The organism is Pseudophaeobacter sp. TrK17 (assembly GCF_042192375.1).
Taxonomy (GTDB): domain Bacteria; phylum Pseudomonadota; class Alphaproteobacteria; order Rhodobacterales; family Rhodobacteraceae; genus Pseudophaeobacter.
The window spans coordinates 1,774,464-1,798,503 of sequence record NZ_CP071700.1 but is presented as its reverse complement, the minus strand read 5'-3'; the positions used below and the strand labels follow the sequence as shown (position 1 = coordinate 1,798,503).

The 24,040-nt window shown below is 58.1% G+C and carries 24 protein-coding genes and 1 pseudogene; 13 read left to right on the top strand and 12 right to left on the bottom strand.

The annotated features are described in order from the left end of the window. Nucleotides 1–35: 35 nt before the first annotated feature. Entirely contained in the window at nucleotides 36–1,217 is a 1,182-nt protein-coding gene (locus JZI28_RS08430) for an ammonium transporter (protein WP_375699834.1), read from the top strand. A gap of 127 nt (nucleotides 1,218–1,344) precedes the next feature. Here the strand turns inward: JZI28_RS08430 and JZI28_RS08425 are convergent, their stop codons facing one another. Then, nucleotides 1,345–2,637, bottom strand: coding sequence for an MmgE/PrpD family protein (locus tag JZI28_RS08425; RefSeq protein WP_375699833.1), 1,293 nt, complete (start codon nucleotides 2,635–2,637; stop codon nucleotides 1,345–1,347). A 28-nt stretch (nucleotides 2,638–2,665) separates the two neighbouring features. Further along, nucleotides 2,666–3,112 (bottom strand): type II toxin-antitoxin system RatA family toxin, encoded by a 447-nt coding sequence (locus JZI28_RS08420; RefSeq protein WP_375699832.1) that lies wholly within the window; start codon nucleotides 3,110–3,112, stop codon nucleotides 2,666–2,668. Between the two features lie 76 nt (nucleotides 3,113–3,188). On the opposite strand from JZI28_RS08420, the gene hpt reads away from it, so the two are divergent. After that, a complete protein-coding gene (gene hpt / locus JZI28_RS08415; RefSeq protein ID WP_295454699.1) occupies nucleotides 3,189–3,734 on the top strand; it encodes a hypoxanthine phosphoribosyltransferase in 546 nt (181 codons plus the stop codon). 36 nt (nucleotides 3,735–3,770) lie between these two features. Then, entirely contained in the window at nucleotides 3,771–4,181 is a 411-nt protein-coding gene (locus tag JZI28_RS08410) for a GFA family protein (RefSeq protein ID WP_375699831.1), read from the top strand. A 61-nt stretch (nucleotides 4,182–4,242) separates the two neighbouring features. On the opposite strand, the gene lipA is transcribed toward JZI28_RS08410, so the two are convergent. Continuing rightward, nucleotides 4,243–5,196, bottom strand: coding sequence for a lipoyl synthase (gene lipA, locus JZI28_RS08405; RefSeq protein WP_375699830.1), 954 nt, complete (start codon nucleotides 5,194–5,196; stop codon nucleotides 4,243–4,245). Between the two features lie 329 nt (nucleotides 5,197–5,525). Between lipA and JZI28_RS08400 the strand changes: the two genes are divergently transcribed. Continuing rightward, the gene (locus JZI28_RS08400) at nucleotides 5,526–6,074 is read left to right on the top strand and encodes a peroxiredoxin (RefSeq protein WP_295454704.1); all 549 of its coding nucleotides are present in this window, start codon (nucleotides 5,526–5,528) and stop codon (nucleotides 6,072–6,074) included. A gap of 24 nt (nucleotides 6,075–6,098) precedes the next feature. Here JZI28_RS08400 and JZI28_RS08395 read toward each other — a convergent pair whose 3' ends face one another. Together JZI28_RS08395 and JZI28_RS08390 are read right to left on the bottom strand one after the other, a co-directional pair. Continuing rightward, a complete protein-coding gene (locus tag JZI28_RS08395) occupies nucleotides 6,099–7,055 on the bottom strand; it encodes a LysR substrate-binding domain-containing protein (protein WP_348156947.1) in 957 nt (318 codons plus the stop codon). A 139-nt stretch (nucleotides 7,056–7,194) separates the two neighbouring features. After that, nucleotides 7,195–7,609 (bottom strand): annotated as a pseudogene (locus tag JZI28_RS08390) (DUF6456 domain-containing protein). Nucleotides 7,610–8,492: 883 nt separating this feature from the next. On the opposite strand from JZI28_RS08390, the gene JZI28_RS08385 reads away from it, so the two are divergent. Continuing rightward, the gene (locus JZI28_RS08385; RefSeq protein WP_375699829.1) at nucleotides 8,493–8,852 is read left to right on the top strand and encodes a DUF6477 family protein; all 360 of its coding nucleotides are present in this window, start codon (nucleotides 8,493–8,495) and stop codon (nucleotides 8,850–8,852) included. A gap of 63 nt (nucleotides 8,853–8,915) precedes the next feature. On the opposite strand, the gene JZI28_RS08380 is transcribed toward JZI28_RS08385, so the two are convergent. Further along, nucleotides 8,916–10,460, bottom strand: coding sequence for a trimethylamine methyltransferase family protein (locus JZI28_RS08380; protein ID WP_295454710.1), 1,545 nt, complete (start codon nucleotides 10,458–10,460; stop codon nucleotides 8,916–8,918). Between the two features lie 260 nt (nucleotides 10,461–10,720). Between JZI28_RS08380 and guaA the strand changes: the two genes are divergently transcribed. The 6 genes from guaA to JZI28_RS08350 all read left to right on the top strand — a co-directional run bounded on the left by guaA (nucleotide 10,721) and on the right by JZI28_RS08350 (nucleotide 16,911). Beyond that, entirely contained in the window at nucleotides 10,721–12,289 is a 1,569-nt protein-coding gene (gene guaA / locus JZI28_RS08375) for a glutamine-hydrolyzing GMP synthase (RefSeq protein ID WP_295454711.1), read from the top strand. 142 nt (nucleotides 12,290–12,431) lie between these two features. Beyond that, nucleotides 12,432–13,325: a DMT family transporter gene (locus JZI28_RS08370; protein WP_295454713.1), complete on the top strand. Its 894-nt coding sequence runs from the start codon at nucleotides 12,432–12,434 to the stop codon at nucleotides 13,323–13,325. An 80-nt stretch (nucleotides 13,326–13,405) separates the two neighbouring features. Next, a complete protein-coding gene (locus tag JZI28_RS08365; RefSeq protein ID WP_375699828.1) occupies nucleotides 13,406–14,263 on the top strand; it encodes an ATPase in 858 nt (285 codons plus the stop codon). Nucleotides 14,264–14,322: 59 nt separating this feature from the next. Then, a complete protein-coding gene (metA, locus tag JZI28_RS08360) occupies nucleotides 14,323–15,240 on the top strand; it encodes a homoserine O-succinyltransferase (protein WP_295454716.1) in 918 nt (305 codons plus the stop codon). A gap of 191 nt (nucleotides 15,241–15,431) precedes the next feature. Next, nucleotides 15,432–16,301 carry a polyphosphate kinase 2 gene (gene ppk2 / locus JZI28_RS08355; RefSeq protein ID WP_295454718.1) on the top strand — a complete coding sequence of 290 codons (870 nt, stop codon included), beginning with the start codon at nucleotides 15,432–15,434 and terminating at the stop codon, nucleotides 16,299–16,301. Next, entirely contained in the window at nucleotides 16,294–16,911 is a 618-nt protein-coding gene (locus tag JZI28_RS08350; protein WP_348156927.1) for a TetR/AcrR family transcriptional regulator, read from the top strand. The genes ppk2 and JZI28_RS08350 overlap by 8 nt, the downstream gene beginning before the upstream one ends. Before the next feature lie 82 nt (nucleotides 16,912–16,993). Here the strand turns inward: JZI28_RS08350 and JZI28_RS08345 are convergent, their stop codons facing one another. From JZI28_RS08345 to JZI28_RS08330, 4 genes are all read right to left on the bottom strand, one after another. Continuing rightward, nucleotides 16,994–17,593, bottom strand: coding sequence for a CatB-related O-acetyltransferase (locus JZI28_RS08345; protein ID WP_375699827.1), 600 nt, complete (start codon nucleotides 17,591–17,593; stop codon nucleotides 16,994–16,996). Between the two features lie 268 nt (nucleotides 17,594–17,861). Next, complete coding sequence (rpsI, locus tag JZI28_RS08340; RefSeq protein WP_295454723.1) at nucleotides 17,862–18,347, bottom strand: 30S ribosomal protein S9; 486 nt, start codon at nucleotides 18,345–18,347, stop codon at nucleotides 17,862–17,864. A gap of 5 nt (nucleotides 18,348–18,352) precedes the next feature. Continuing rightward, nucleotides 18,353–18,811, bottom strand: a complete 459-nt coding sequence (rplM, locus tag JZI28_RS08335) for a 50S ribosomal protein L13 (RefSeq protein WP_122073589.1) — start codon at nucleotides 18,809–18,811, stop codon at nucleotides 18,353–18,355. 207 nt (nucleotides 18,812–19,018) lie between these two features. Continuing rightward, nucleotides 19,019–20,422, bottom strand: a complete 1,404-nt coding sequence (locus tag JZI28_RS08330; protein ID WP_295454728.1) for a PLP-dependent aminotransferase family protein — start codon at nucleotides 20,420–20,422, stop codon at nucleotides 19,019–19,021. Between the two features lie 93 nt (nucleotides 20,423–20,515). Between JZI28_RS08330 and JZI28_RS08325 the strand changes: the two genes are divergently transcribed. Together JZI28_RS08325 and speD are read left to right on the top strand one after the other, a co-directional pair. Beyond that, nucleotides 20,516–20,749 carry a DUF1127 domain-containing protein gene (locus JZI28_RS08325; RefSeq protein ID WP_348156914.1) on the top strand — a complete coding sequence of 78 codons (234 nt, stop codon included), beginning with the start codon at nucleotides 20,516–20,518 and terminating at the stop codon, nucleotides 20,747–20,749. Nucleotides 20,750–21,191: 442 nt separating this feature from the next. Further along, nucleotides 21,192–21,605 carry an adenosylmethionine decarboxylase gene (gene speD, locus JZI28_RS08320; RefSeq protein ID WP_366847330.1) on the top strand — a complete coding sequence of 138 codons (414 nt, stop codon included), beginning with the start codon at nucleotides 21,192–21,194 and terminating at the stop codon, nucleotides 21,603–21,605. Nucleotides 21,606–21,656: 51 nt separating this feature from the next. Here speD and alr read toward each other — a convergent pair whose 3' ends face one another. Further along, nucleotides 21,657–22,811, bottom strand: coding sequence for an alanine racemase (gene alr, locus JZI28_RS08315; protein WP_375699826.1), 1,155 nt, complete (start codon nucleotides 22,809–22,811; stop codon nucleotides 21,657–21,659). A 5-nt stretch (nucleotides 22,812–22,816) separates the two neighbouring features. Beyond that, nucleotides 22,817–24,040 carry an amidohydrolase gene (locus tag JZI28_RS08310; RefSeq protein WP_375699825.1) on the bottom strand — a complete coding sequence of 408 codons (1,224 nt, stop codon included), beginning with the start codon at nucleotides 24,038–24,040 and terminating at the stop codon, nucleotides 22,817–22,819.

Below are 24,040 nucleotides of genomic sequence, written 5' to 3'. Positions count from 1 at the left end.
CACCAACCACGCAAGCGGGATGGAAGGACGACCCCATGAATGGAGCTGATACAGCTTGGATCATTGTAGCAACGGCCCTGGTGCTGTTTATGACGTTGCCGGGGCTTGCCCTGTTTTATGGCGGTTTGGTGCGTGCACGAAATGTGCTCAGCGTCTTTATGCAATGCTACGCCATTGCCTGTTTGATGAGCATTCTCTGGCTCGCCTTTGGCTACACAATTGCCTTTGGCCCCGGAGAAAGCGGCTATTGGGGCGGCTTGGACAAAATGTTCCTCAATGGCGTCACCGCAGATAGCCTCAGCGGCACCCTGCCCGAGGTTCTGTTCTTTGCCTTCCAGATGACCTTTGCCATCATCACCCCGGCCCTGATTGTGGGCGCCTATGTGGAACGGGTTGGTTTTGCCTTTGTGCTGAGTTTTTCGGGGCTGTGGATGCTCCTGTGCTACGCGCCGGTGGTGCATTGGATCTGGGGCGGCGGCATCATGGCCGATGGCGGCATCTTTGGTGAGGTCGGCGTCAAGGATTTTGCCGGCGGTATCGTGGTGCATGAAACCGCCGGTCTGGCGGCCCTGATCATCGCGATCTTCCTCGGGCCACGGAAAAACCGTACCACCCCGCCCCATAACCCCGGCTATGTGGTCATTGGCGCGGCGATGCTCTGGGTTGGCTGGTTTGGCTTTAATGGCGGCTCGCAACTGGCCGCAGATGGCGGTGCAGCCATGGCCATCACCGTCACCCATATTTCTGCGGCTGCGGCCTCGCTCACCTGGGCGCTGTGGGAAAAGATCAAATACGGCAAGGCCTCGGTTGTGGGTCTGGTGACAGGCACCATTGCAGGCCTCGCCTCGATCACCCCCACCAGCGGCTTTGTTGGCCCCATTGAAGCGCTGATCATTGGCGGTATCGCTGGCATTCTCTGTCAGGAGCTGGTGAACTTGGTGCGCAACAAGCTGCACATCGACGACACGCTGGATGTCTTTGCGGTTCACGGCGTTGGCGGCATCTTTGGCACCATCATGATCGCGGTCTTTGGCCATGGGGCCTGGATCGCGCAGCTTGGCGCGCTGGCGGTGGTGGGTGTCTTTACCACCGTTGTCACCATTGCCCTGATCAAGATCGTCGGCGCCTTCACATCTTTGCGCGTTGACGTTGAAACCGAAACAAACGGGCTAGATATTACAGTACACGGTGAACGCGCCTACGACATGACCAGCTAACACCTGTGTCGCCCCGCTCGGGGCGTGCGCGCCAAAATGCCACCACTCATACGGCATGGATGCAACACGGTGCATCATACGGGCTTCCCACATTTTGGGAGGCCCGTTTTTGATTGCTCATGCGGCCTTAGAAAAACCGGCTGAGATCCGCTGCAGATCCTGCCCCCTGAAGCACAGACCACAGCTCGGCGCTGCGCTGCGCTCCCAACAAGGCCGAAGCCTTGGCCAGCAGCCGGGCTTCGCGCATCTCATAGGCGACTGGCGCCTGCAGGTCGTGGCTGGCCTGCAAACGCTTGCCATCGCGCCGCACCAGCGTCACATGCGCCGCTGTCTCGGCGAGGCTGTCATCCGCCTGCACATGGATCTGATCGCGCAGGGCAACCAGCCGCGGATCCCGGCACAGCTCCGCGCTGTAACTGTCCAGCCGCGCGGTGTCTTTGCCAAGCGCCTGCAAGGCCAGCACTGTCCGGTAAGAAAACTTTGCCCCCAAGCCTGTGTCCGGCGCAGGCTGGTTGCACACGGTCATCCAGCGCGGATGGGTGTGCACCGTCAGGCTGGCGATCTCAGGCGCCGCCAGATCCAGGCTGCGGGCGGCCTCCAGCGCCGCATGAAGCCCGTGACAACAGGCGTGGAATTTATGGCTGATCTCTTCAAACAGCCAGTCCTGCCCCAGATCCTGCAGCGCCGCATCCAGGTTGCCCTCACCGTGATGGGTTGCCCCAAACCCCAAGGCACCCTCCAAGGCGCCCGGGTTTGCCTCAAACCCTGCGTCGATCAACTGGGCGACTTCGACCCCGGCGGTGGCGGCCAACCCGGCATTATAGGGTTTCCCCATGGTGCCAAACTGTGCCTTCAGCCCCGCCGCGCGGGTGGCGCAAAGCCCCAGCGCCATTTCCATCTGGTCGGCGCGCAGCCCCAATAGCCGCCCTGCGGCCGCCGTAGCGCCAAATGCACCAGCCGTGGCCGTCTGATGGTAGCCATTTTGGTAATGCGCACGTCCCAACCACAGCCCCACCCGGATAGACAGCTCCATGCCAAACAGCGCTGCTTCAATCACCTGTTCTAGGGGTTTGCCCTGACTTTCCCCCACCGCAAAGGCTGCGGAAAACACCGCCACTGAGGGGTGGCCGATATGGGCAAAATGGGTGTCGTCATAGTCCAGCGCGTGGGAGATGGTGCCATTGGCCAGCGCTGCCATCCGCGCGGGCACCTGGGAGCCGCCAAACAGGGTGGCCTGCGGCGCGCCTGCCTCGGACAGGGCCTGATCGCGCAGCAGCCGCGACACGGGTTCCTCGGTTCCGGCAATGCCACAGGCCAGCCAGTCCAGGCCCGAGAGCCGTGCCATTTGGCGGGCCAACCCGGTGGGCTGTAGATCTGAAGTGGCAAACTCTGCCAGCTGGCCAGTCAAGGTCGTATTCATCGCTTAGGCTTCCTGTGTTCAGGGCAGCCTAGCCATATAGCTCAGCCGCGCGGCGCTCAAATGCCCTCACAATACGCTGCATCGCTTCGTTAAAGACAACCCCGATGATGCCCTGCAACACCGCATTTTTGAACTCAAAATCAACAAAGAAGGTCACATCACAGGTGCCATCCTCGCGCGCAGAAAAGCTCCAGTTTGATTTCATGTAGCGAAAGGGGCCGTCCAGATACTCGGTATCGATCTTCATATCATCGGCAAACAGCGTCACCCGGCTGCCAAAACGTTCGCGGAACACCTTGAAAGAGATCACCAGATCCGCCTCCATCACCTCAGCCGGTCCTTGTTGCTTGCGGCTGCGAATGCGCGCGGCGGCGCACCAGGGCAGGAACTTTGGATATTGTGCCACATCCGCCACAAGCCCGTACATCTGCTGTGCGGTATAGGGCATCTGGCGGTTTTCTGAGTGAACTGGCATGGGCGACATCAATTTTCTTGCTATGATCGTGTCGCGTCATGTCCTATGAACGCGCGGAAATTTCAAGGGGTCAGCCATGCCACAGCGTCCATATGTCATCGATGTGATGATTTCAGCCAAAACCATTGCAGCCCGCATCGAGGAGCTGTGTGACGAAATCACCCAGGAATTTGGCGACACGGACAAGCTGGTTGTTGTTGGCCTGCTGCGCGGCAGCTTTGTGTTTATTGCCGATCTGGTGCGCGAGCTGGACCTTCCGATAGAGGTCGATTTCCTGGAGGCGTCTTCCTATGGGGACGGCATGGAGAGCAGTCGGGAAGTGCGCATTCTCAAAGACTTGCGCGGCGCAATTGAAGGGCGCGACGTGCTGGTGGTGGAAGATATCGTTGATACCGGCCACACCCTGAACCATGTCACGCACCTGCTGGCGAGCCGCAAACCGGCACGGCTGAAATCCATTGCCCTGCTGGACAAGCCGTCGCGCCGCGAGGTGGATTTCCGCTCGGATTGGATTGGCTTTGAAATTCCCGATGAATTTGTTGTGGGCTATGGCATCGACTTTGCACAGCGCAATCGAAACCTGCCCTATATCGGCAAGGTGCGTTTCACCGACGAGAGCTGACTTTCACAGGCGCCACACTTAAAAAGGGACAGAGCCATGACAGAATTCTGTGGAGGCTGCTTGTGTGGCGAGGTCCGGATTACCGCCACAGGCCAGCCTTACCGGGTGGGTCTTTGTCACTGTATGGACTGCCGCAAACACCACGGGGCGCTGTTTCACGCCTCCGCCATCTTCCCACAAGATGCAGTGACCATCACCGGCACACCCCACAGCTATGCGGGGCGTTTCTTTTGCCCAAAATGCGGCTCTTCGGTATTTTCCCGCAGCGAGGATGAGATCGAAGTTCACCTCGGGATTCTGGACCAGCCAAACCAGCTTTCCCCGACATATGAGCTGTGGTGCATCCGCCGCGAATCCTGGCTGCCTGATTTTTCAAACAGCAAGCAATACCCGCAAGACAGGGAGAGTGACGACAGGTGCGAAAACAGCTGCGAGGGGGAGAAGTGACAGGCATCACATCTTTGCAGCGCTCCACCAGATGTGATGCCTGTCGCCTAGAAAGTCGTGACTAGGCCAAGCCGAGCTTGGCGTTGCGCGCCGCGCGCAGGCGGGCAAAATCATCGCCCGCGTGATAAGAAGACCGCGTCAGCGGCGTCGCCGATACCATATGGAACCCCTTGCCATAGGCGGCTTTCTCGTAGGATTTGAACTCATCAGGCGTTACAAAACGATCCACTGCGTGGTGTTTTAGTGTTGGCTGCAGGTACTGGCCAATGGTGAGAAAATCAATATCGGCGGCCCGCATGTCGTCCATCACCTGACGCACAGCTTGTTCATCCTCGCCCAGACCAACCATGATGCCCGATTTGGTGAACATCGACGGATCCAGCTCTTTCACCCGCTGCAACAAGCGCAGGGAATGGAAGTAGCGCGCGCCCGGGCGGACTTCGGGGTAGAGGCCAGGCACCGTTTCCAGGTTGTGGTTGAACACATCGGGCCGCGCCTCGATGATCTGTTCAATCACCGCCATGTCACATTTGATGAAATCCGGCGTCAGGATCTCGATGGTGGTCGAGGGGCTGCGGTGGCGTACAGCGCGGATGGTCTGGGCAAAATGTTCTGCCCCGCCATCGGTGATATCGTCGCGATCCACCGAGGTGATGACCACGTGGTTCAAACCCAGTTTCTGCACCGCATGGGCCACGCGGCCCGGCTCAAACGCGTCCAGATCTTCGGGGGGTTTGCCGGTGGCAATATTGCAGAAGGTACAGGCACGGGTGCAGACCTCGCCCATGATCATCATGGTGGCGTGGCCCTGGCTCCAGCATTCGCCGACATTTGGGCAGCCGGCCTCTTCGCAGACCGTGACCAGCCCGTTTTCGCGCATGATCTTATGGGTTTCCGCATAGCCCTTGCCGCCGGGGGCTTTGACCCGGATCCAGCTGGGTTTCTTTGGCTGGGCATTATCCGGGCGATTTGCCTTTTCGGGATGCCGTTGCTCGGGAATTTTTAGATCACGCATGGTGGGTCCGCTTCTGGCCTGTGTTCCTAGGTGACTTAGCACGTTCATTCCTTGGCGTCACCGCGACAATGAAATATCGGCAATGCAAGTGATGCATAGCACCACCGTCTAGCGTTATTTGCCTAACATTATTTGGTTCAAAAACCCTTTCACAATTTTGCGACCCTTACGCTGCAAAAACGGCAAAAATTTAGACATTTGTGCTTATTTTCAACGCAGTCGGTCGCCTTTGCATGACTGTTTTACGACAGCAGCCAGAGATGGTTGCACTGAATTTAGAACTATTATAAACGCCTGCCAAACTGGTTCATCATCAACGGAGTTGTAATATGAAAGCTGGCGTAAAACTGCCCGACGTGACCTTCAAAACCCGCGTACGCGACGAAGCTGTAGGCGGTCCCAACCCGTTCCGCTGGGAAGACAAAACCACCGCGGATTACTTTGCAGGCAAGCGGGTTGTGCTGTTCTCCCTGCCTGGCGCCTTTACGCCCACATGCTCCACCTACCAGCTGCCCGGCTTTGAAAAAGGTTTTGCCGATTTTCAGGCCGAAGGCATCGATGCCATCTACTGCATGTCGGTCAACGACAGCTTTGTGATGAACAAATGGGCCGAATCGCAAAACCTGGAAAACGTCAATGTCATCCCTGATGGCTCTGGTGAGTTCACCCGCAAGATGGGCATGCTCGTCGCCAAGGACAACCTGGGCTTTGGCGCCCGCTCCTGGCGTTATGCGGCCATCGTCAACGATGGCGTTGTCGAAGCCTGGTTCGAAGAGCCTGGCCTGTGCGACAACCACGGCGAAGACCCCTATGGCGTCTCCTCCCCAGAAAACCTGATGAAGCACCTGCAGGCGGCAAAAGAAACTGCGGCGGCCTAAGCCACCCGGTTCTGCAACACCTGTTTAAGGCTCGGGCTCGCCAGTGGCGGGCCCGTAGTCTTTTTGCGCTTGCTGCAAAATGGCCTGCCCCGTCTGCCGCGCCACTTGGGCCAGATCCTGAAACCATACTGATTCTGCGGTGCTGGCGCGGCGGATCAAGCCAATCCTGCGCTTTGGTTGCGGCGCGCCAAAGCGTTGAACACAAAGCCCCTGTGCCGCGTTACATTCTGCAGCCAATGCAAGCTCGGGCATCAAGGTCAGGCCAAAACCAGCGGCAACCAGGCGGGACAGTGTCGCCAGCGACCCTGCCCCCATGTTGATCCCCGAGGCAGAGCGGGCAACGCCACAGACCTCCAGCGCCTGATCCGTCAGGCAATGGCCATCCTCAAGCAGCATCAACTGGTTGGCCTTCAGATCCGAGGGTTCAACCCTTGGGTGCCCGGCATTGACCTGCGCCAGACGATTGGCCGAGCCTGCCAGCAAAAAGTGATCTTCGAACAGCTCTTCCTCTACCAGGCCCACGCCGCCACTGGGCAAGGCCATAATGGCCACATCCAATGCGCCATTATGCAAGGCCTCCAACAGGCGCTCAGTTCTGGCCTCACGCACCTGAATATTCAGGTGTAGATCATGGGCCCGCAGATCAGCAAGAAACCCGGGGAGCAAATAGGGCGCAATGGTGGGAATCACCCCCAAGGACAGGCTGCGGCGCCCGCTGCTTTGATCCTGTGCCAGACGTTCCAGCCGACCAGCAGACAGCAGGATTTCGTCACTTTGCGCCAACACCTCGCGCCCCAAAGGCGTCAGCACCACATCCCGTGCCCGACGTTCGACCAGAATCCCCCCCATCAGGTCTTCCAAGGCTTTGATCTGTACAGACAAAGCAGGCTGAGACACATGGCAGGCCTGGGCGGCGCGGCCAAAATTGCGATGCTCACACAGCGCCTTGAAATAACCAAGTTGTCGAAGGGTAAATCTCATAGGAGCACCCTATCAAATCAGCCACTCGCCACAAGAAGTGATTATCGCGGAAAGAAGCACACACCTGCCAAATTTGCACCTTCCGCATTGCCGCGCCCGGTTCGTCCAGCTGCGCCGTAACGGCCCAAGCCCCGCCCGGTCAGCCAATCAGCTGATTGCCATGGGAGTCACCGAGGCGCTCGTCCATTTCATCGTAAAAGGCTATTAACTGCGCCAGGGCAATCCGCAGGACGATTTTTCCAGACCGTGCCGACCCTCCCAGATGGCGCTCAGCCGCTTCCAGCCCCTCCAGGTGACAACAGCACCGCAGCGCAATATCATTCAGACCGGACCCCATGGCCGCCATGGCTGCTGCGGCCCGCTTTTTGGCAGCCTTAGAGGCAGCGCTCCGCTTTGGCGGCTGGACCCTCTGACGCGGCAAAATAGGCCCTGCTCTGCGCCAGATGATCGCCGACCTGGGCCAATTCAAAATCCTCCCGCAGGCGTTTTCCCGCATCGACCAGCTCACGCGGCAAAAACGGTTCGCCGCTTTTGTCCTGCAACCGCGCCAGCATATCCAGCGGCGTTTCCCCCAGCCCATAGCGCGTGCGACGTTCTTTGGATCTGTCTCCCCGCCCCGGCAGAAACCTGTGCTGGGTTTCGCTGAACCCCTGCTCCAGATTGGCCCGCGCCCGGTTCTCGCGGTCTGCCATCAAGCGACTGTACACCGTACGCCCCATTGGGGTGATATGATAGCGGCGCAGGCGACCAGGCCGGGTGCAACTGATCCACCCCAAAAGTGCCATGTTTCCCGCCAGCCCCTGTTCCACCGCAAGCTTGCTCATGGCACTGTCACCTTCGCGCACGACAACGGCCTTTTCCATGCCGTCCGCCACGGCCAAAATCGCGCCACTTTGACAGAGCCGAGCCAAGACTTCCAAAGCGGCGGTTCTGAGCGTCGCGGAATCAGCAAAATGTTGGAATTTTGGCGCCGCCAGCCGATCAAAATGCGCAGCAGCCAATTCACCCAATGCGCAGTCAATCAAAGGATCATCGCGGCGGTTCTCGACCCGGCGTATCTGACGCAACACGGTCGACGGATGGCATTTCAGCTCCCTGGCCAACTGACGGATCGAACAGCCGCCTTCGGTGTGGTCCAGATATCTCTGCACCTCAGGGGGGACCCATTCTGGGAGTGATTGTGCTGACTGTCTTTGCATGAATACTGATCTCCGGTCGTCAGTCAGGCAAATAGTCCACATTCCGCCCCCAAGGTTCCCCACAGAGACAGAGAGTTTACCCGATTGATTTTGAACAGAACTTCGAGTTATCCATCATTGTTTCCAAAAACTCATCAATCAACAAACAATAGACCGCGCGGTAAACCTCTCCCTGCGGCAACACCCGCATTGGTTGTGTTGCGATTCCGATCACTCGCACAGCAAAAGGGACATCAAAATGCAGGACCTTCTGAGCCGCCTAAAAACTCTTCATCGCCCCAGGCTTCTGGTTAGAACCGCCCGTATTGGCGCCAGCAACTATAGCCGGGAGCGGGATTTGCGCCGAATTCTTGGCACTGAAAAACCTGCAAGACCCGCAGCCGCGCTCATGCGCTTATTGGACCTTGAACATGAGGTGAATCAACAGCGCCTGAGTGGGGATGCAGGCTATGCCATCACCCGACATGTGGAGGTGCTGATCGCCATGCTCGGGGAATCCGCCTATCTTTCCCCGCCGAACTCTCAGGACAGGCCCGACGAAGCGACCGCCCAAAACACTCCCCCAGTGCCAAACGAAAACAGGCAGCGGCCATTATAGCCACTGCCTGAAACATTTTCGCCTTATGCGGGAAAAGGTTGCCCCGCCTGGGCACCATCAAATCTACATGAAAGCATCCGGAGACTCTGCTTTTTTCTCAGCAACAAAGGCCTCCAATGCCTCTCTGATTGCCGGATCCAGCGCCGGAGCCTGGTAGTTTGACAGAAGATAATCCACCCGGCTTGTGGCCAGGGAATAGGTATCGCGCGCGCCCTCTTCTTCCCAGGTTTCAAAGGGTTTGTAGTCCAGCAGATCAGACTTCCAGAAAGCGGTTTTGAAGTTCGCCTGGGTATGCGCACAGCCCAGGTAGTGGCCGCCGGGGCCAACTTCGCGGATCGCATCCATCGCCTGATCGTCTTCGGAAACTGGCACACCTTTGGCAAGCCCATGCAAAGTGCCCAGTTGATCGGCATCCATGACAAACTTTTCAAAGTCAGCCACCAGCCCACCTTCGAGCCAGCCACAAGAGTGCAGCATGAAGTTCACACCTGACAACAGCCCCATGTTGAGCGAGTTTGCGGTCTCATAGGCGGCCTGCGCGTCGGGCAGTTTGGAGCCGCAGAAGGACCCGGCAGAGCGGAACGGCAGGTTCAAACGGCGTGCCAGCTGACCGGCGCCATAGGTGACAAGCGAGGCCTCGGGCGTGCCAAAGGTTGGCGCACCAGAGTTCATGTCGATCGAGGAAACAAAGGCGCCAAAGATTGCCGGCGCACCGGGACGGACCAGCTGGCTATAGGCAACACCGGCCATGACCTCGGCCAGAACCTGCGTCAGGGTGCCTGCCACAGAAACCGGCGCCATGGCACCGCCGACGATAAAGGGAGAGATGATGCAGGCCTGGTTATTAGCGGCATAGACCTCCAGCGAGCCCATCATTACATCGTCAAATGTCATCGGCGAGTTGATATTGGTCAGCGAGGTCATCACAGTGTTGTTCTGTACGAACTCCTTGCCGAACAGAATCCCGCACATATCAACCGAATCCTGCGCCCGGCTTGGCTCGGTAACCGAGCCCATAAAGGGTTTGTCGGACAGGGTCATATGGGCCAGCAGCATATCCAGGTGACGTTTGTTCACCGGGATGTCCGTGGGTTCACAAACGGTCCCGCCCGAATGGTGCAACCACTTGGACATATAGGCGAGTTTCACGAACTTGTTGAAGTCTTCCATGGTCGCATAACGACGACCACCTTTGGCATCGCGCACAAATGGGGGGCCATAAACCGGGGCCAGAACCATGTTGTTGCCGCCGATGACCACAGATTTTTCCGGGTTACGGGCGTGCTGTGTGAACTCGGCAGGGGCTGTGGCGCAGAGCTTGCGGGCCAGGCCACGGGGGATGCGCACCCGTTCGCCCTGAACGTCAGCACCAGCATCGCGCCAACGCTGCAGCGCTGCCGGATTGTCCACAAAGTTTACGCCAACCTCTTCGAGGATGATATCCGCATTGGCTTCAATGGTTTCCAGCGCCTCTTGGGTCAGAACCTCGAAGTTGGGGATATTGCGCTGGATGTACTTTGCGGTTTCAATCTTGATGCTGGTACGTTCTGCGCGGCGGGCGGCGCCGCCGCCACCTCTGCTCCGACGACGTGGTGCTTCTTCAGCCATGGTCAGCCCTCTTGAAGGAATTTCATTGAAAGACATTTAGCCCGCCACGTGCCGCCACCGCCGAAGGATAACGGCCTATCCGGTTGGAAAGCGACATCTAACGAGCATTTTTCACCTTAACCCCGCCGACTCCCCCCCCCCATCGACGTGCGTGACGATGCCCCAGGGGCAGGCAAGATTAGCAAAGTTTTTCACTTCCCAGCCGCTCGTGGCATAACTGTGCTCTTGCCAGACAGAGACACAGGGCCTATGAGCCAAACATGAGCCAGACATCCCATGACCGCCTTCTTATCATAGACTTTGGCAGCCAGGTTACGCAGCTTATTGCGCGCCGCCTGCGTGAGCTGAATGTCTATTGCGAAATTCACCCCTACCAGAACGTCACAATGGATTTTGTGCGCCAATTGGCGCCCAAGGCCGTGATCTTTTCCGGTGGCCCAGACAGCGTGACCCGCGAGGGTAGCCCCCGCGTGCCGCAAGAGATCTTTGAAATCGGCGTGCCGATTCTCGGGATCTGCTATGGCCAGCAAGTGATGATGCATCAGCTCGGGGGCATGGTCGAAAGCGGCCATGGCACCGCCGAGTTTGGCCGCGCCTATGTAAAGCCCACCATTGCCTCACCGGCGCTGCTGGAGGGTTGGTTTCAGGACGACGCAGACCGCGAGCAGGTCTGGATGTCCCATGGTGACCATGTAAGCAAACTAGCGCCAGGGTTTGAGGTCTACGGCACCTCGCCCAATGCGCCCTTTGCCATCACCGCGGATATCAGCCGCAATTTCTACGCGGTGCAGTTCCACCCCGAAGTGCACCACACCCCCAATGGCGCCAAGCTTTATGAAAACTTTGTGCGTCTCGCGGGCTTTAGCGGCGACTGGACCATGGGCCTGTACCGCGAGCAGGCAATTGCCGCGATCCGCGAACAGGTTGGCGACAAAAAGGTGATCTGCGGTCTGTCCGGCGGCGTTGACAGCTCGGTTACCGCCGTTTTGCTCCACGAAGCCATTGGCGATCAGCTTACTTGCGTCTTTGTTGACCACGGGCTGTTGCGCAAGGGGGAGGCCGATGAGGTCGTCTCCATGTTCCGCGACAACTACAACATGCAGTTCATCCACGCAGACGAGCAGGACCTGTTCCTGGGCGAGCTGGAAGGCCAATCTGACCCCGAGACCAAGCGCAAGATCATCGGCAAGCTGTTTATTGATGTGTTCCAGAAACACGCCAATACCATTGAGGGTGCCGAGTTCCTGGCACAGGGGACGCTTTACCCTGATGTCATTGAATCCGTTAGCTTCTCTGGTGGTCCTTCGGTCACAATCAAAAGCCACCACAACGTTGGTGGATTGCCGGAAAAGATGGGCCTGAAACTGGTTGAGCCGCTGCGCGAATTGTTCAAGGATGAAGTTCGCGCATTGGGCCGTGAACTGGGTCTGCCTGCCAGCTTTATTGGCCGTCACCCCTTCCCCGGACCCGGTCTTGCCATCCGCTGCCCCGGCGAGATCACCCGCGAAAAGCTGGAAATCCTGCGCGAAGCCGATGCCGTCTATATCGACCAAATCCGCAAACATGGTCTCTATGATGAGATCTGGCAGGCTTTTGTCGCCATTCTGCCAGTGCGCACCGTGGGGGTGATGGGCGATGGGCGGACCTATGATTTTGCCTGTGCCCTGCGCGCAGTCACATCCGTTGATGGCATGACGGCGGATTATTATCCGTTCAGCCATGAATTCCTCGGCGAGACCTCCACCCGGATCATCAACGAGGTAAAGGGCATCAACCGCTGCACCTATGACATCACCTCGAAACCTCCGGGCACCATCGAGTGGGAATAAGCCTCCCTGCCCTATGACAAGTGATCCGCCCCGGCCTCCGTGCCGGGGCTTTCTTTTGCACTCTCTCGTTTCGCCGCCCATTGACGCGACCGACAATACCGGGTCCTGTGATGCCGAGCGCGAAATCCAAAGGAATCCACCAATGACTGCTGAAATCAAAATACTGCCAGCGGCGTTGTGGATGTTGGGTGCTATCGGCTCCTTTTCGGCCATGGCCATAGCAGGGCGCGAAGCAGGTCAGACGCTCGATACCTTTGAAATCATGAGCTATCGCAGCTTGGTTGGGGTGATCATCGTGGCCGTGCTGATCACGGTGAAAGGCAACTGGGGCAGCGTCAAGACAGACCGCCTGAGCAGCCATCTAGTGCGAAACCTGGCCCATTTCACCGGTCAGAACCTGTGGTTCTTTGCGGTCACGCTGATCCCCCTGGCCCAGGTTTTTGCGCTGGAGTTCACCTCGCCGCTTTGGGTCGTGGTGCTCTCCCCGCTGCTGCTAGGGGAGCGGTTGACGCTGATCCGCGGGCTTTCAGTTATGCTCGGGTTCATGGGCATCCTGATTGTTGCCCGCCCCTCTCCTGAAACGCTCAACGCTGGGGTGGTTGCCGCCGCCAGCTGTGCAATCTTTTTTGCACTGACGGTTATTTTCACCAAACGCCTGACCCGCAATGAAGGCATTGCATCGATCCTGTTTTGGCTCACCTCCATGCAGTTGGTCATGGGGCTGATCATGGCAGGATGGGATGGCGACATCACCCTGCCCAGCCTCGAAATCCTGCCCTTGGTCCTGCTCATTGGGATGGCTGGTCTGGCGGCCCACTTCTGCTTTACCAATGCGCTGTCGATCGCACCGGCTACGGTGGTGGTGCCCTTTGACTTTGCCCGCCTGCCAGTAATCGCTGTGCTGGCCATGGTGATCTACGGCGAGGCCGTGGTGGTTTGGACATTTGTCGGTGCCGGGCTGATCTTTGTGGCCAATTACCTCAACATCCTTGAGGCGGCGGGGCGGATCCGCCTCCCCAAACCCCGTCCCTCCTGAGGGCTGCGGCGTCACAGCAGAATTGACCAAGCCGCCAGAGCCGACTAGCAAGGCCGGACGACAATAGGAAAGACGGGTCAATGCTATATAAGAGTGCACAAGACTGGCGCGCCGCGCCGCAAAAACGCATTTTGTTCTTTGGGATGTCCGGGCTTGGCAAGACCTATATCAGCAATATCCTGCGCAATGCAGGCAGCTGGTTTCACTACTCGATAGATTACCGTATCGGCACCCGCTACATGGGCGAATTTATCGCCGACAATGCCAAGTCCGAAGCGATGAAAAACCCATTTCTGCGGGATCTGCTGCTGTCAGACTCGATCTACATTGGCTCCAATATCACCTTTGAGAACCTGAACCCGGTCTCCTCCTATCTGGGCAAACCCGGCGACCCTGCCAAGGGCGGCTTGGCTATGGCTGAATATCGGCGCCGTCAGGATCAGTTCCGCAAGGCCGAAATCAACGCCCTGCTGGACACCCAGTATTTTGCCGACCGCGCGACCCGGCTGTATGGCTACCCCAATTTCATCTGCGACACCGGCGGGTCGATTTGCGAATGGGTAGATGCGGATGATCCCAAGGACCCTGTGCTGACAGAGCTTTCCCAACAGTGCCTTTTGGTCTGGATCAAAGGCGATGACGCCCATACCGAAGAGCTGATCCGCCGTTTTGACCGCGCTCCAAAACCCATGTCCTATCAACCGGAGTTCCTGCAACGGACCTGGGAAGACTATCTCAACCAAATGGGCCTATCAGAAGGGGATGTCGACCCTGACGCCTTTATTCGCTGGACCTACGCCCAGGCCCTGGCCCATCGCCAGCCGCGCTATGCGGCGATGGCAAAAAACTGGGGCGTTACCGTCACCGCGGATCAAATCTCTGCGATCAAAACCGAAGCTGATTTCAATGAGTTGATCGCCCAAACACTTGAGACCTAAGCCAAACCTGCCTATCTACCAGTACTTCGTACCACTGCCCCCCAAACCGAGGACCTGACATGCCTATCAAGATCCCTTCTGACCTGCCCGCCTTTGACGTTCTGACGAACGAAGGCGTCATGGTCATGTCGCCGGATCAAGCGGCACGCCAGGATATTCGCCCCCTGCGCATTGGTCTGCTGAATTTGATGCCAAAAAAGATTCAGACCGAAAACCAGTTTGCCCGTCTGATTGGCGCCACCCCTTTGCAAATCGACCTCACCTTGATCCGCATGACCGAGCATCAGGCGCGGAACACAGCGGCCGAACACATGGAGGAGTTTTACCGCTCCTTCCAGGAGGTGAAGGACCAAAGGTTTGACGGGGTGCTGATCACCGGCGCGCCGATTGAACATCTGCCGTTCCAAGATGTCACCTACTGGGACGAGCTCTGCGAGGTTTTTGACTGGACGCAAACAAACGTGCACTCGACCTTTGGCGTCTGCTGGGGCGGCATGGCGATGATCAACTATTTCCACGGCGTCAAAAAGCACATCTTGGATCACAAGGCCTTTGGCTGCTTTCGCCATCAGAACCTTGCGGCCTCCTCGCCCTATCTGCGTGGGTTTTCGGATGACTGTGTGATCCCGGTTTCCCGCTGGACAGAAATTCGCCAGGATGAAATCGACGCGGCCCCCGGGCTGACAACCCTGCTGGGCAGCGAAGAGGCTGGCCCCTGTCTGGTGCAGGACCCGGCGCATCGAGCGCTGTATATTTTCAACCATTTTGAATATGACAGCGACACCCTGAAACAGGAATATGACCGCGACATCGCCACTGGAACGGCAATCAACGTGCCGCAAAACTACTACCCTAATGATGACCCCAGCCAGCCGCCGCAGAACCGCTGGCGCAGCCATGCGCATCTGCTTTATGGCAACTGGATCAACGAGATCTACCAGTCCACGCCCTTTGACATGGCGCATATCGGACGCTAGGGGTCAGCCACATACATGAGGGGCAGCCCGCGAAAATGGCCTGTGCGGCGCTCCGTTTGTACGTGCAGACCTATCGCCTTTCCCCTCCTTGGGGCTGGATATTGCCTGGGCGGAGCTTTGATCGGAGTGAAAGCGATTCACATCCCCCCCGGTTTTGCCCTATAAAGGCCTGACCAAAGAGGAGTTTTCCAATGAAACTGCCATTTGACGGCGCCATCAGCAGCTACTTCAAAAGCAAAGCTCCCAAAGCCCTGGCCAACTGTATCAAAGACAGTGACAAAAGCGACATTCTGGCGCCGAACTTTCCCTATTCCGAGCGCATGCGGCGCAAGGATTATGAGAAAGAAATCAAATCCTTGCAGGTCGAACTGGTCAAGTTGCAGGCCTGGGTCAAAGACAGCGGTGCGCGGATCGCCATTGTTTTTGAGGGCCGCGATGCGGCTGGCAAAGGGGGCACGATCAAACGGTTTCGCGAGAACCTCAACCCAAGGGGCGCACGCGTTGTCGCCCTGTCCAAACCCAGCGAGCCAGAACAAACCCAGTGGTATTTCCAGCGCTACGTCGATCACCTGCCCTCTGGCGGTGAAATCACGTTTTTTGACCGCAGCTGGTACAATCGCGGCGTTGTCGAACATGTGTTTGGCTTTTGCACCCCAGAGCAGCGCGAGCGGTTCTTTCGTCAGGTAGGCGGTTTTGAAGAGGCCCTGGTTGATGACGGGATTATCCTGTTCAAATTCTGGCTGAACGTCAGTCGCCCCGAACAGCTGCGTCGCTTTCTGGCCCGCGAAAGCGATCCGTTGAAGCAATGGAAGCTGAGCCCGATTGATGTGAAAGGGCTAGAGAAATGGGACGACTATTCCGCCGCCATCGAAGAGACCCTCAGCAAAAGCCATAGCGCCCATGCTCCCTGGTGTGTGATCCGCTCTGATGACAAACGGCGCGCCCGTCTTTCGGCCATTCGCACCGTATTGCATGCTATTGATTATAAAAACAAAGATGAAAAAGCCATCGGAGCAGTGAACAAAGACATCTGCATCGGACCGGAAAACTGGGATGTCTAAACGCGGCTATCATCACGGCAATCTACGGCAAGCTCTGGTTGAGGCAGCCCTGCGTCTGATCGAGATGAAAGGCCCTACCGGCTTTACGCTCTCCGAGGCTGCAAAACAGGCCGGGGTAACCCCTGCCGCCGTTTACCGCCACTTTGAAGGCCGCGAAGATCTGATTGCAGAGGCTGCGCGTCAGGGTTTTTTGATGTTTGCCGACCTGATGCAGCATGCCTATGATAAATATCAGCCCTCACCTCTGGCCGCCTTTGAGGCCACAGGACGTGCCTATCTCGCCTTTGCACGCAAACACCCCGGCCATTACATCGCCATGTTCGAAAGCGGCATCGCCAGTAACCGCACCCCGGAGCTGGCCGAGGCGGCCCATCGCGCCCGCAACATTCTGGAACGCGCCGCAGATGATCTGAGCCAACAAATTCCCGCGGACAAACGTCCCCCTGCCTCGATGTTTTCCGCCCATATCCTGGCAATGAGCCACGGTGTGGTCGAGCTCTATGCCCGCAACACTCCAGGCGCGACCTCCCCCTTTCCGCCAGAAGATTTGTTGGAAACCGGCATCGGCATCTATCTGCGTGGCCTGGGTCTCATCGAGCCGGACAGCTGACGCTGCAAAAGGCGTCGCCGCACAGAAAAAGGCCTCAAAGAATTCGGGGCGCTTGTCGATCGTCTTTCAGAGATTTCGCTGCTCAGGCGGCGGCTTCATCCCCTTCAAAGACAACCAAGTCGTTCACGATCGTTTTCAGCTCAGCAACCAGCTCTAGCGTCGGCACAGTCGACAAAAGCGGCGCCATACCCTCGATGAGTTCCTCTGGCAGGTTCCACCAGGCAAGATCCTGAAGCGCCGCAATCATGTCATCGTCAAAACGTTTGTGCTGGAAAGTCGCCGGATTGCCGCCCCAGATCTCAAAGGGACCAATATCCTTAAAAACAGTGGCGTTGGCCGCAATGACCGCACCGTCAGCGATCTTCACTCCCGGCATGATGGTCGCGCCGTGGCCGATCCAGACATCATTGCCGATGATGACATCCATGTCCCTCTGATTGTCCTCAGGTACATGCTCATCCTGAAAGACCTGTTCCACAGGGAAGCTGGCAATGCGGTTAATCTTGTGCTGCCCCCCAAGGATGATTTTCACCTCCTCCGCAATGGAGCAAAATGAACCGATCGCAACATTGGTCCCTTCCCCTGTATTATGGAAAGTGATGTCGTCGCAGCCCAGGGTGAAACGCCCAATGACTGCTTTGCCGTTGCCAATCGGCGTTTCTGTGATCATTGAATCATTCAATGCTGGTTTCTCCCCTAATTGTACCCGTTCTGGGCATAGCTCACATTAGCGGCAAAATGTTTGAAAACTGTTTAAGTCGCTTATCGCCAATCCTACCGACGAGACGCGGGCGCGCAACTGGCGCAAGACCTTGGCCTGGCTGAACAGCGGCCTGGATGAACAGCTTTTGCAAAACCGCCCCAAACCGGTTGAGACCCATGGGACAAACGATCCACAAAAGAAAAAGGGCCGCCCGAAGGCAGCCCCCAAAACCACATATGTGGTGAATTTAACGCTTGGAGAACTGGAAGGAACGACGCGCTTTGCGGCGGCCAAACTTCTTACGTTCAACAACACGGCTGTCGCGTGTCAGGAAGCCAGCGGCTTTCAGAGCGCCGCGCAAGGCGGGATCATAAAGCTGCAGCGCCTTGGAAACACCGTGCTTAACAGCACCGGCCTGACCGGAAAGACCGCCACCTTTGACCGTCGCGTAGACGTCAAACTGGTCTTCGACACCGGCAACCGTGAACGGCTGACGCAGGATCATCTGCAGAACCGGACGGGCGAAGTAGGCTTTCATTTCTTTGCCGTTCACCACAACCTTGCCGGAGCCAGGCTTGATCCAGACGCGAGCAACCGCATCTTTACGCTTACCAGTGGCATAGGCACGGCCCAGTTCGTCACGAACGGGTTCACGGGCGATGATGTCTTCGGCGACAACCTCAACGCCAGCAACGGCGCTCAGCTCTTCGAGAGTGTTGATCTGATCAGTCATCGATATCAGCTCCGCGTGTTTTTCTTGTTCATGGACTTCACGTCCAGAACTTCAGGCGCCTGGGCTTCATGCCCATGTTCGGTGCCAGCATAGATGCGCAGGTTGGTCATCTGCTGACGCGACAGGCGGTTGCCTGGCAGCATGCGTTTGACGGCCTGATAGACAACACGCTCGGGGTGCTTGCCTTCCAAGATTTCCTGCTTGGTGCGGGATTTGATGCCACCGGGGTGACCGGTGTGCCAGTAGAAGTGCTCGTCGCGCTTCTTGCCGGTCATCTGGATTTTCTCGGCATTGATCACGATGACGTTGTCACCCATGTCCATATGCGGAGTGAAGGTTGCTTTGTGCTTACCACGCAGGCGCATGGCAATGATCGATGCGAGACGGCCCAGCACGACGCCTTCGGCGTCAATGATGATCCATTTCTTGTCGATATCTGCCGGTGTAGCAGAGAAGGTTTTCATGGCAGGTCAATCCTGTTTGTCGTGACGACGCAGAACAAAGGTCCAGCGCCCGATTTGATGGACAGGGTTTACGGAGTTCCCCGCCCCACGTCAATGCCAGCAAACATGTTTAAAGTGTTTGTTTTCAATATCTTAAAAAATAGGTATAATAATACCCCAAATTTATTTACCTATCCAGGGCCAGCGCCGCCACCCCCGTCCGACGGGTCACACGCTGATCTGCTCGGGCGGGTTATCCAACAAGGTGCGCAGCCGCTGCATGGCCTCTTCAAACCTTTTAAGGCTGACATGGCCATTGACGCAGATGCGCACCGCGTTGGGCGCGCGTCCATCACGCAGGGCAAATTCATCTGCCGACCGGATTTGAACTCCCTTGGCCTCGGCTGCGCGGGTAAAGGCGGCTGAACGCCAGCCTGCCGGCAGTTTAAGCCACAAAAACGGCACCTCATCGTTCCAGACCAGTTCAAAACCGCCCAATGCATTCACTGCAACCCGGACATATTTGGCCATTTCCCGGCGCACCTCGCGCGCCAGCTCCTTGGTGCGGGGGTCTGACAGCAGGATCCGGGTGACTTCCGCCAGTGGCTGGGCCAGACCAAAATAGCTGTACTCGGCGGCCCGGCGCAGATCCTGCGACCGCCCCGTGGGGGCCAGCGCAAAGCCAACCCGCAGCGCCGGTGTCAGGTTCTTGGATATCGAAAACACATGCCATGTCATATCCGGTGCCAGTGCGCGGTAACTTGGCGCCTTGGCCTCTCCCATACGGTAGCAATCATCCTCGACGATCTGCACCCCATGGCGCCGCGCAACTTCGACGATTTCTTGCCGCCGTTTCAGGGGGGTGAACAGGCCAGTCGGATTGTGCACTTCTGGACTGGTACAAAGTACCTGCGCGCCAGATTTGCGAATCGCCAGCTCTAACGAGTCTGGTACAATTCCCTGTTCATCCATGGCCACCCCCAGGACTTTGGCCCGCAACAGCTCTGCGGCCCGGCGGAATCCTGCATAGGACAGATCCTCCACCAGGATCACCGGCTGCGGGTCCCGCAGCACCGTCTGCAACACGGTCAGAATACCATTTTGCCCCCCATGGGTCAGAACCACATCCGCCTCCCCCAATGGCCCCAGTGCCTGGCCCTCCAGCCAATGCACCACGGCCTGCCGCACCGGCAGATAGGCATCCCGTGTGGGATAGTTCAAGAACAGCAAAGGGTCACCTCTGGAGACTTGCTCCATCGCCTGCCGCAGGGCGGAAACCTGCCCAACATCCACCATACGCGGGCTAAACAGACTAACGTGATGGGGATCTCTGGCTTCTTGCAGGTGCAGCTCGCGGGACCAGACATCGTCCAGAACGCGGCTTTGCTTTTCCGCAACAAAGGTGCCGCGCCCAACCTCCGCCTGCAACAAACCCTCATCCGTCAAGAGCGTATAGGCCCGCGCAACAGTGCCGGGTGTGATCCTCAGCTGGTAGGCCAATTCCCGCACCGGTGGCAGCTTTGTGCCGCATTGCAAGACGCCATCATCAACCGCCGTGCGGATGGTATCCGCGACCCGCTGGTATTTCGGCCCGGATTTACCTTCGAGGTCCGGCGACCAAATTGTACCCATTACAATCCATCCTTAGACAGCCAGTTTTATTCATTGTATCAAATTTACATAACAGACAATTGGGATTGTATCAACACAATAAAGGAAACGACCATGACAACTTCTGCAACCCAGAACCCATCGCACACCTCCTACCTGAACAGCCGCCCTGCCCTGCCAGTGCTGGCACAGGCGGCCGTTGCTTTTGCAGTCCTCGTCACCAAATGGTCGATCCGTCACACCACGCGAAAAGAGCTGCGCCATCTTAGCGCAGAGCAACTGAATGACATTGGGATTTCCCGCGAGGAAGCTCATTATCAAGGAACTCTTCCGTTCTGGCGCCCTTGATCCCCTGGGCAAAGGAACCAACTGATGGCCGGGGCTTGTCCCCGGCCCTTTTTATTTATTACCCCTCTAAATCTTACCTCCGCCCCCCCTTTTTTAGCCCGCGCCCTGCACGCCACTTTAGCCGTCTTTCGAGCAAGCGTGCCAGCTGCGGTTGGCTTGCAGCCTGGCTATGGCCCATGCTAGGGAGGGCCACGTTTTGTTGGGGACAGCCCCAACCCTATCCCCGATCTTGTTGCACTGGCGGTCCGCCTTCCCAACAAGACGCCGGTCAAGACCAGAGGTGTACTTTGGATCACTCGGATTGCTCTGCACGGCCTGCCAAACACCTCTGGGGGCAAACGTGAGTGACACCACGGACCACCTGCCCGCAGTGTCAAAGCCAGCCCCGTCGCATAGTCCCCCGGCCACCGCTGATCGCCCGCGCAAAGCCACTGCTGCAAGCCTGGACGCCCTGACGCGGGCTGATCGCACAGATCACTTTATCCGCCGGGACAATAGGGTCTTTGCCGGCACCCATCTCATCATCGAGGTGATGGAAGCGACCGGGCTGGACTGCGAACAGCGCATTCAAGACGCCTTTCGCCGGGCGGCCACCCTATGTGGCGCAACCCTGCTGCATATCCATACTCACAAATTCTCTCCCCAGGGCGTTTCTGGCGTCGCGGTGCTCGGAGAAAGTCATATCACCGTCCACACCTGGCCAGAGATCGGCTACGGCGCCTTCGATGTGTTCATGTGCGGCGATGCCGAGCCATGGAAGGCGGTTGAGGTGTTCAAAGACGCCTTTGACACCGATGAGGTCGCAGTGCGGGAGCTGCTGCGCGGCGCCGAACTGCTGTCAGATCCGGGCGCTTAATGCGCCCAGGTGTTTGCCACCAGCACCACCTGCTGCCGCGCGCCGCTGGCCCTAGGTATCCAAAGCAATACGATCACAGATAATACGTGGATTACGGCGTCCCCAATCTGTAAAGAGATCGGCCATGATGGTGCCGCTGAGCTGCTCAAGGCTCTGGGATCCGATCTTTCGCCCGCCCTGTTGACCAAAGGCAACCACCTCATCACTGATTGCAACTTCGGGCAGCTCCGTCACATCTGCCACGATGGTATTCATCGAAATTGCCCCCATCACCGGGCAGCTCTGCCCCCGGATCAGCACTTCGGCACCCTCAGCCCCCTGGGCGCTTTGGGCAAACCGACGGCTGTAGCCATTGGCATATCCCAAAGCAACGCTGGCAAGGCGCCTGTCACGGTGCAGAACTGCGGTTCGATCATAGCCGATTGTGCTGCCCTTGGGGTAGGATCCTACGCTGATCACCTGAGATTTCAGCGTCAGTGCGGGATGGAACGCTGTGCTGGGACCGGCGATGCCAAACAGGATGGCACCACAGCGCATCATATCCACCTGCGGATCCAATCCGGAAACCAGGGTCAACGTGCTGCCGGCGTGAATCATAACGTCCTGACGCCGCAGGTCACTGTTGGCAAAGATCCAGGCGATATCCCGTTGAAACCTTGCAATATTTTCCACCAACTCATCACTGTGATTAGACGGAAAATGAGTGCAAAGCCCGACGATCTTCCCCGCTCCCAGTTTCAAAATATTGCCACAGGCTTGCCGTCCCTGCGGTGTCGACAGCTCTACGCCATCGCGCGACATCCCATTGGCATTCAGTGAGATATGCAGCTTTGGCAGCGGCTTCTCTCCCAGCCTGTCCCGAATTGCTAGTAGAGCCTCCTCTGAACCCACCAGCTCTTGGACATCCTCTCCCAAGGCGCTTTTGACCTCATCCGGTGTGGCTGTGCGCAGACGCAGGATCGCCCCGGTGAAACCAGCCGCCCGCACCGCGCGGGCCTCGCCGTTGGAGGAAATTCCGATATGGCTCACCCCCTGGGCCATCAACACAGGCACCACGTTTTCAATGCCATGCCCATAGGCATCCGCTTTGATTACGGCACAAAGCCGGGTCTGCGCAGGCAGCCGATCCAGGGTATGGCGCAGGTTCTGCGAAATCTGCGCCGGGGAAATCTCGCACCAGGCGCTTTCGTTTGGGTGATCCGACATGGGGGTCAGTTGCCAGAGATGTTTGGCTGGGCATGTGCATCGCCCTGCCTGCCCAACAGCTGATCGACAATTTCAACCAACAGGGCCACGCCGGTAGGGGTTAAGCCATCTGGATAGTCATAGTTGGGATTGTGCAACTGTGGCTGGGCTTCGCCCGATCCGATGAACACCATCGCCGCCTTGGCGCCATCCAGACCAAAACGGCCAAAGTCTTCCGACCAACGCATCGGCTGGCCCATGGAATGTGTTGACAGGCCAAGGGTGGAGGCGGCGGTGCTGGCGATAGTGAGTGCCCTGTCGTCATTTACGGTGGCCAAAAACACATCGTGCAAGGTCACAGTGGCGGACACATGTTCGGCCCGCCCCCCGGCCTGCTGCGCAGCCTTTGCCAGGGCGCGCTCCAGCTGCGCCTCAGCCTCCTGGACCAAACGGTCCATGCGCGTATCGGTCTGGCTGCGCAGGGTCATGCGCAGCTCTCCGGCCCCCGGCGCGATGCCAAAACTGGCCTCGCCAAGCTGCGCATGGGTCAAGGTGGCAAGGGCAAAGTCAGCCCCCATATCGCCACCCGGGCCCAGCACTGGCAGGCTCTGCATCAGATATGCGATCACCCCTGCGGGCGAGACCCCGTCTTCGGGCGCGGCCGCATGGGAGGTTTTGCCGCCAAAGCGGATCTTCATCCCACGGGAGGCACAGTTACTGACTCCCGGACACAGGCCAATCTCACCCAAAGGACGACCCGGAACATTATGATAAGAAAAGGCAAAGTCAGGTCGCAACTCAGGCCAGCGCGGATCATTGATCACCGCGACAGCCCCGGCGCCGGTTTCTTCTGCGGGTTGGAATAACAGGATCACCCGGCCCGTGGCAGGACGTGTTTTTAGCGCCAGCGCAACCCCCAGCACCATCACCATATGGCCGTCGTGACCGCACAGATGCCCCTTGCCCTCGATCTGCGAGCGATAGGGGGCCTGCGAGATTTCAGGGATCGGCAAAGCGTCCAGCTCGCAACGGATCAGGACTGTCGGCCCGTCCTGCTGCCCGCAAAATTCAGCCGCAACGCCATGACCGCCAAGCCCGGTCCAGACCCGGTCCGCCCCCGCGCGCGTCAGCTCCTGAGTGATACGCGCCGCGGTTTCCACCTCCTCGCCCGAGATCTCGGGGCTTTGGTGCAGCGCCTGGCGCAGGGATTGCAGATAGGCCAACTGGGTGTTGGTGAGTACGGCTGTCAT

What these genes read in the sequence shown, in the direction of transcription:
- rplM (WP_122073589.1), bottom strand. Translation starts at nt 18,811, where the DNA reads ATGAAAACCTTCTCTGCTACACCGGCAGATATCGACAAGAAATGGATC.
- JZI28_RS08400 (WP_295454704.1), top strand. Translation starts at nt 5,526, where the DNA reads ATGAAAGCTGGCGTAAAACTGCCCGACGTGACCTTCAAAACCCGCGTA.
- JZI28_RS08425 (WP_375699833.1), bottom strand. Translation starts at nt 2,637, where the DNA reads ATGAATACGACCTTGACTGGCCAGCTGGCAGAGTTTGCCACTTCAGAT.
- alr (WP_375699826.1), bottom strand. Translation starts at nt 22,811, where the DNA reads ATGTCGGATCACCCAAACGAAAGCGCCTGGTGCGAGATTTCCCCGGCG.
- ppk2 (WP_295454718.1), top strand. Translation starts at nt 15,432, where the DNA reads ATGAAACTGCCATTTGACGGCGCCATCAGCAGCTACTTCAAAAGCAAA.
- hpt (WP_295454699.1), top strand. Translation starts at nt 3,189, where the DNA reads ATGCCACAGCGTCCATATGTCATCGATGTGATGATTTCAGCCAAAACC.
- JZI28_RS08380 (WP_295454710.1), bottom strand. Translation starts at nt 10,460, where the DNA reads ATGGCTGAAGAAGCACCACGTCGTCGGAGCAGAGGTGGCGGCGGCGCC.
- lipA (WP_375699830.1), bottom strand. Translation starts at nt 5,196, where the DNA reads ATGCGTGATCTAAAAATTCCCGAGCAACGGCATCCCGAAAAGGCAAAT.
- JZI28_RS08365 (WP_375699828.1), top strand. Translation starts at nt 13,406, where the DNA reads ATGCTATATAAGAGTGCACAAGACTGGCGCGCCGCGCCGCAAAAACGC.
- JZI28_RS08395 (WP_348156947.1), bottom strand. Translation starts at nt 7,055, where the DNA reads ATGAGATTTACCCTTCGACAACTTGGTTATTTCAAGGCGCTGTGTGAG.
- JZI28_RS08370 (WP_295454713.1), top strand. Translation starts at nt 12,432, where the DNA reads ATGACTGCTGAAATCAAAATACTGCCAGCGGCGTTGTGGATGTTGGGT.
- JZI28_RS08325 (WP_348156914.1), top strand. Translation starts at nt 20,516, where the DNA reads ATGACAACTTCTGCAACCCAGAACCCATCGCACACCTCCTACCTGAAC.
- JZI28_RS08310 (WP_375699825.1), bottom strand. Translation starts at nt 24,040, where the DNA reads ATGACAGCCGTACTCACCAACACCCAGTTGGCCTATCTGCAATCCCTG.
- JZI28_RS08420 (WP_375699832.1), bottom strand. Translation starts at nt 3,112, where the DNA reads ATGCCAGTTCACTCAGAAAACCGCCAGATGCCCTATACCGCACAGCAG.
- JZI28_RS08385 (WP_375699829.1), top strand. Translation starts at nt 8,493, where the DNA reads ATGCAGGACCTTCTGAGCCGCCTAAAAACTCTTCATCGCCCCAGGCTT.
- JZI28_RS08410 (WP_375699831.1), top strand. Translation starts at nt 3,771, where the DNA reads ATGACAGAATTCTGTGGAGGCTGCTTGTGTGGCGAGGTCCGGATTACC.
- JZI28_RS08330 (WP_295454728.1), bottom strand. Translation starts at nt 20,422, where the DNA reads ATGGGTACAATTTGGTCGCCGGACCTCGAAGGTAAATCCGGGCCGAAA.
- metA (WP_295454716.1), top strand. Translation starts at nt 14,323, where the DNA reads ATGCCTATCAAGATCCCTTCTGACCTGCCCGCCTTTGACGTTCTGACG.
- JZI28_RS08350 (WP_348156927.1), top strand. Translation starts at nt 16,294, where the DNA reads ATGTCTAAACGCGGCTATCATCACGGCAATCTACGGCAAGCTCTGGTT.
- rpsI (WP_295454723.1), bottom strand. Translation starts at nt 18,347, where the DNA reads ATGACTGATCAGATCAACACTCTCGAAGAGCTGAGCGCCGTTGCTGGC.
- guaA (WP_295454711.1), top strand. Translation starts at nt 10,721, where the DNA reads ATGAGCCAGACATCCCATGACCGCCTTCTTATCATAGACTTTGGCAGC.
- JZI28_RS08430 (WP_375699834.1), top strand. Translation starts at nt 36, where the DNA reads ATGAATGGAGCTGATACAGCTTGGATCATTGTAGCAACGGCCCTGGTG.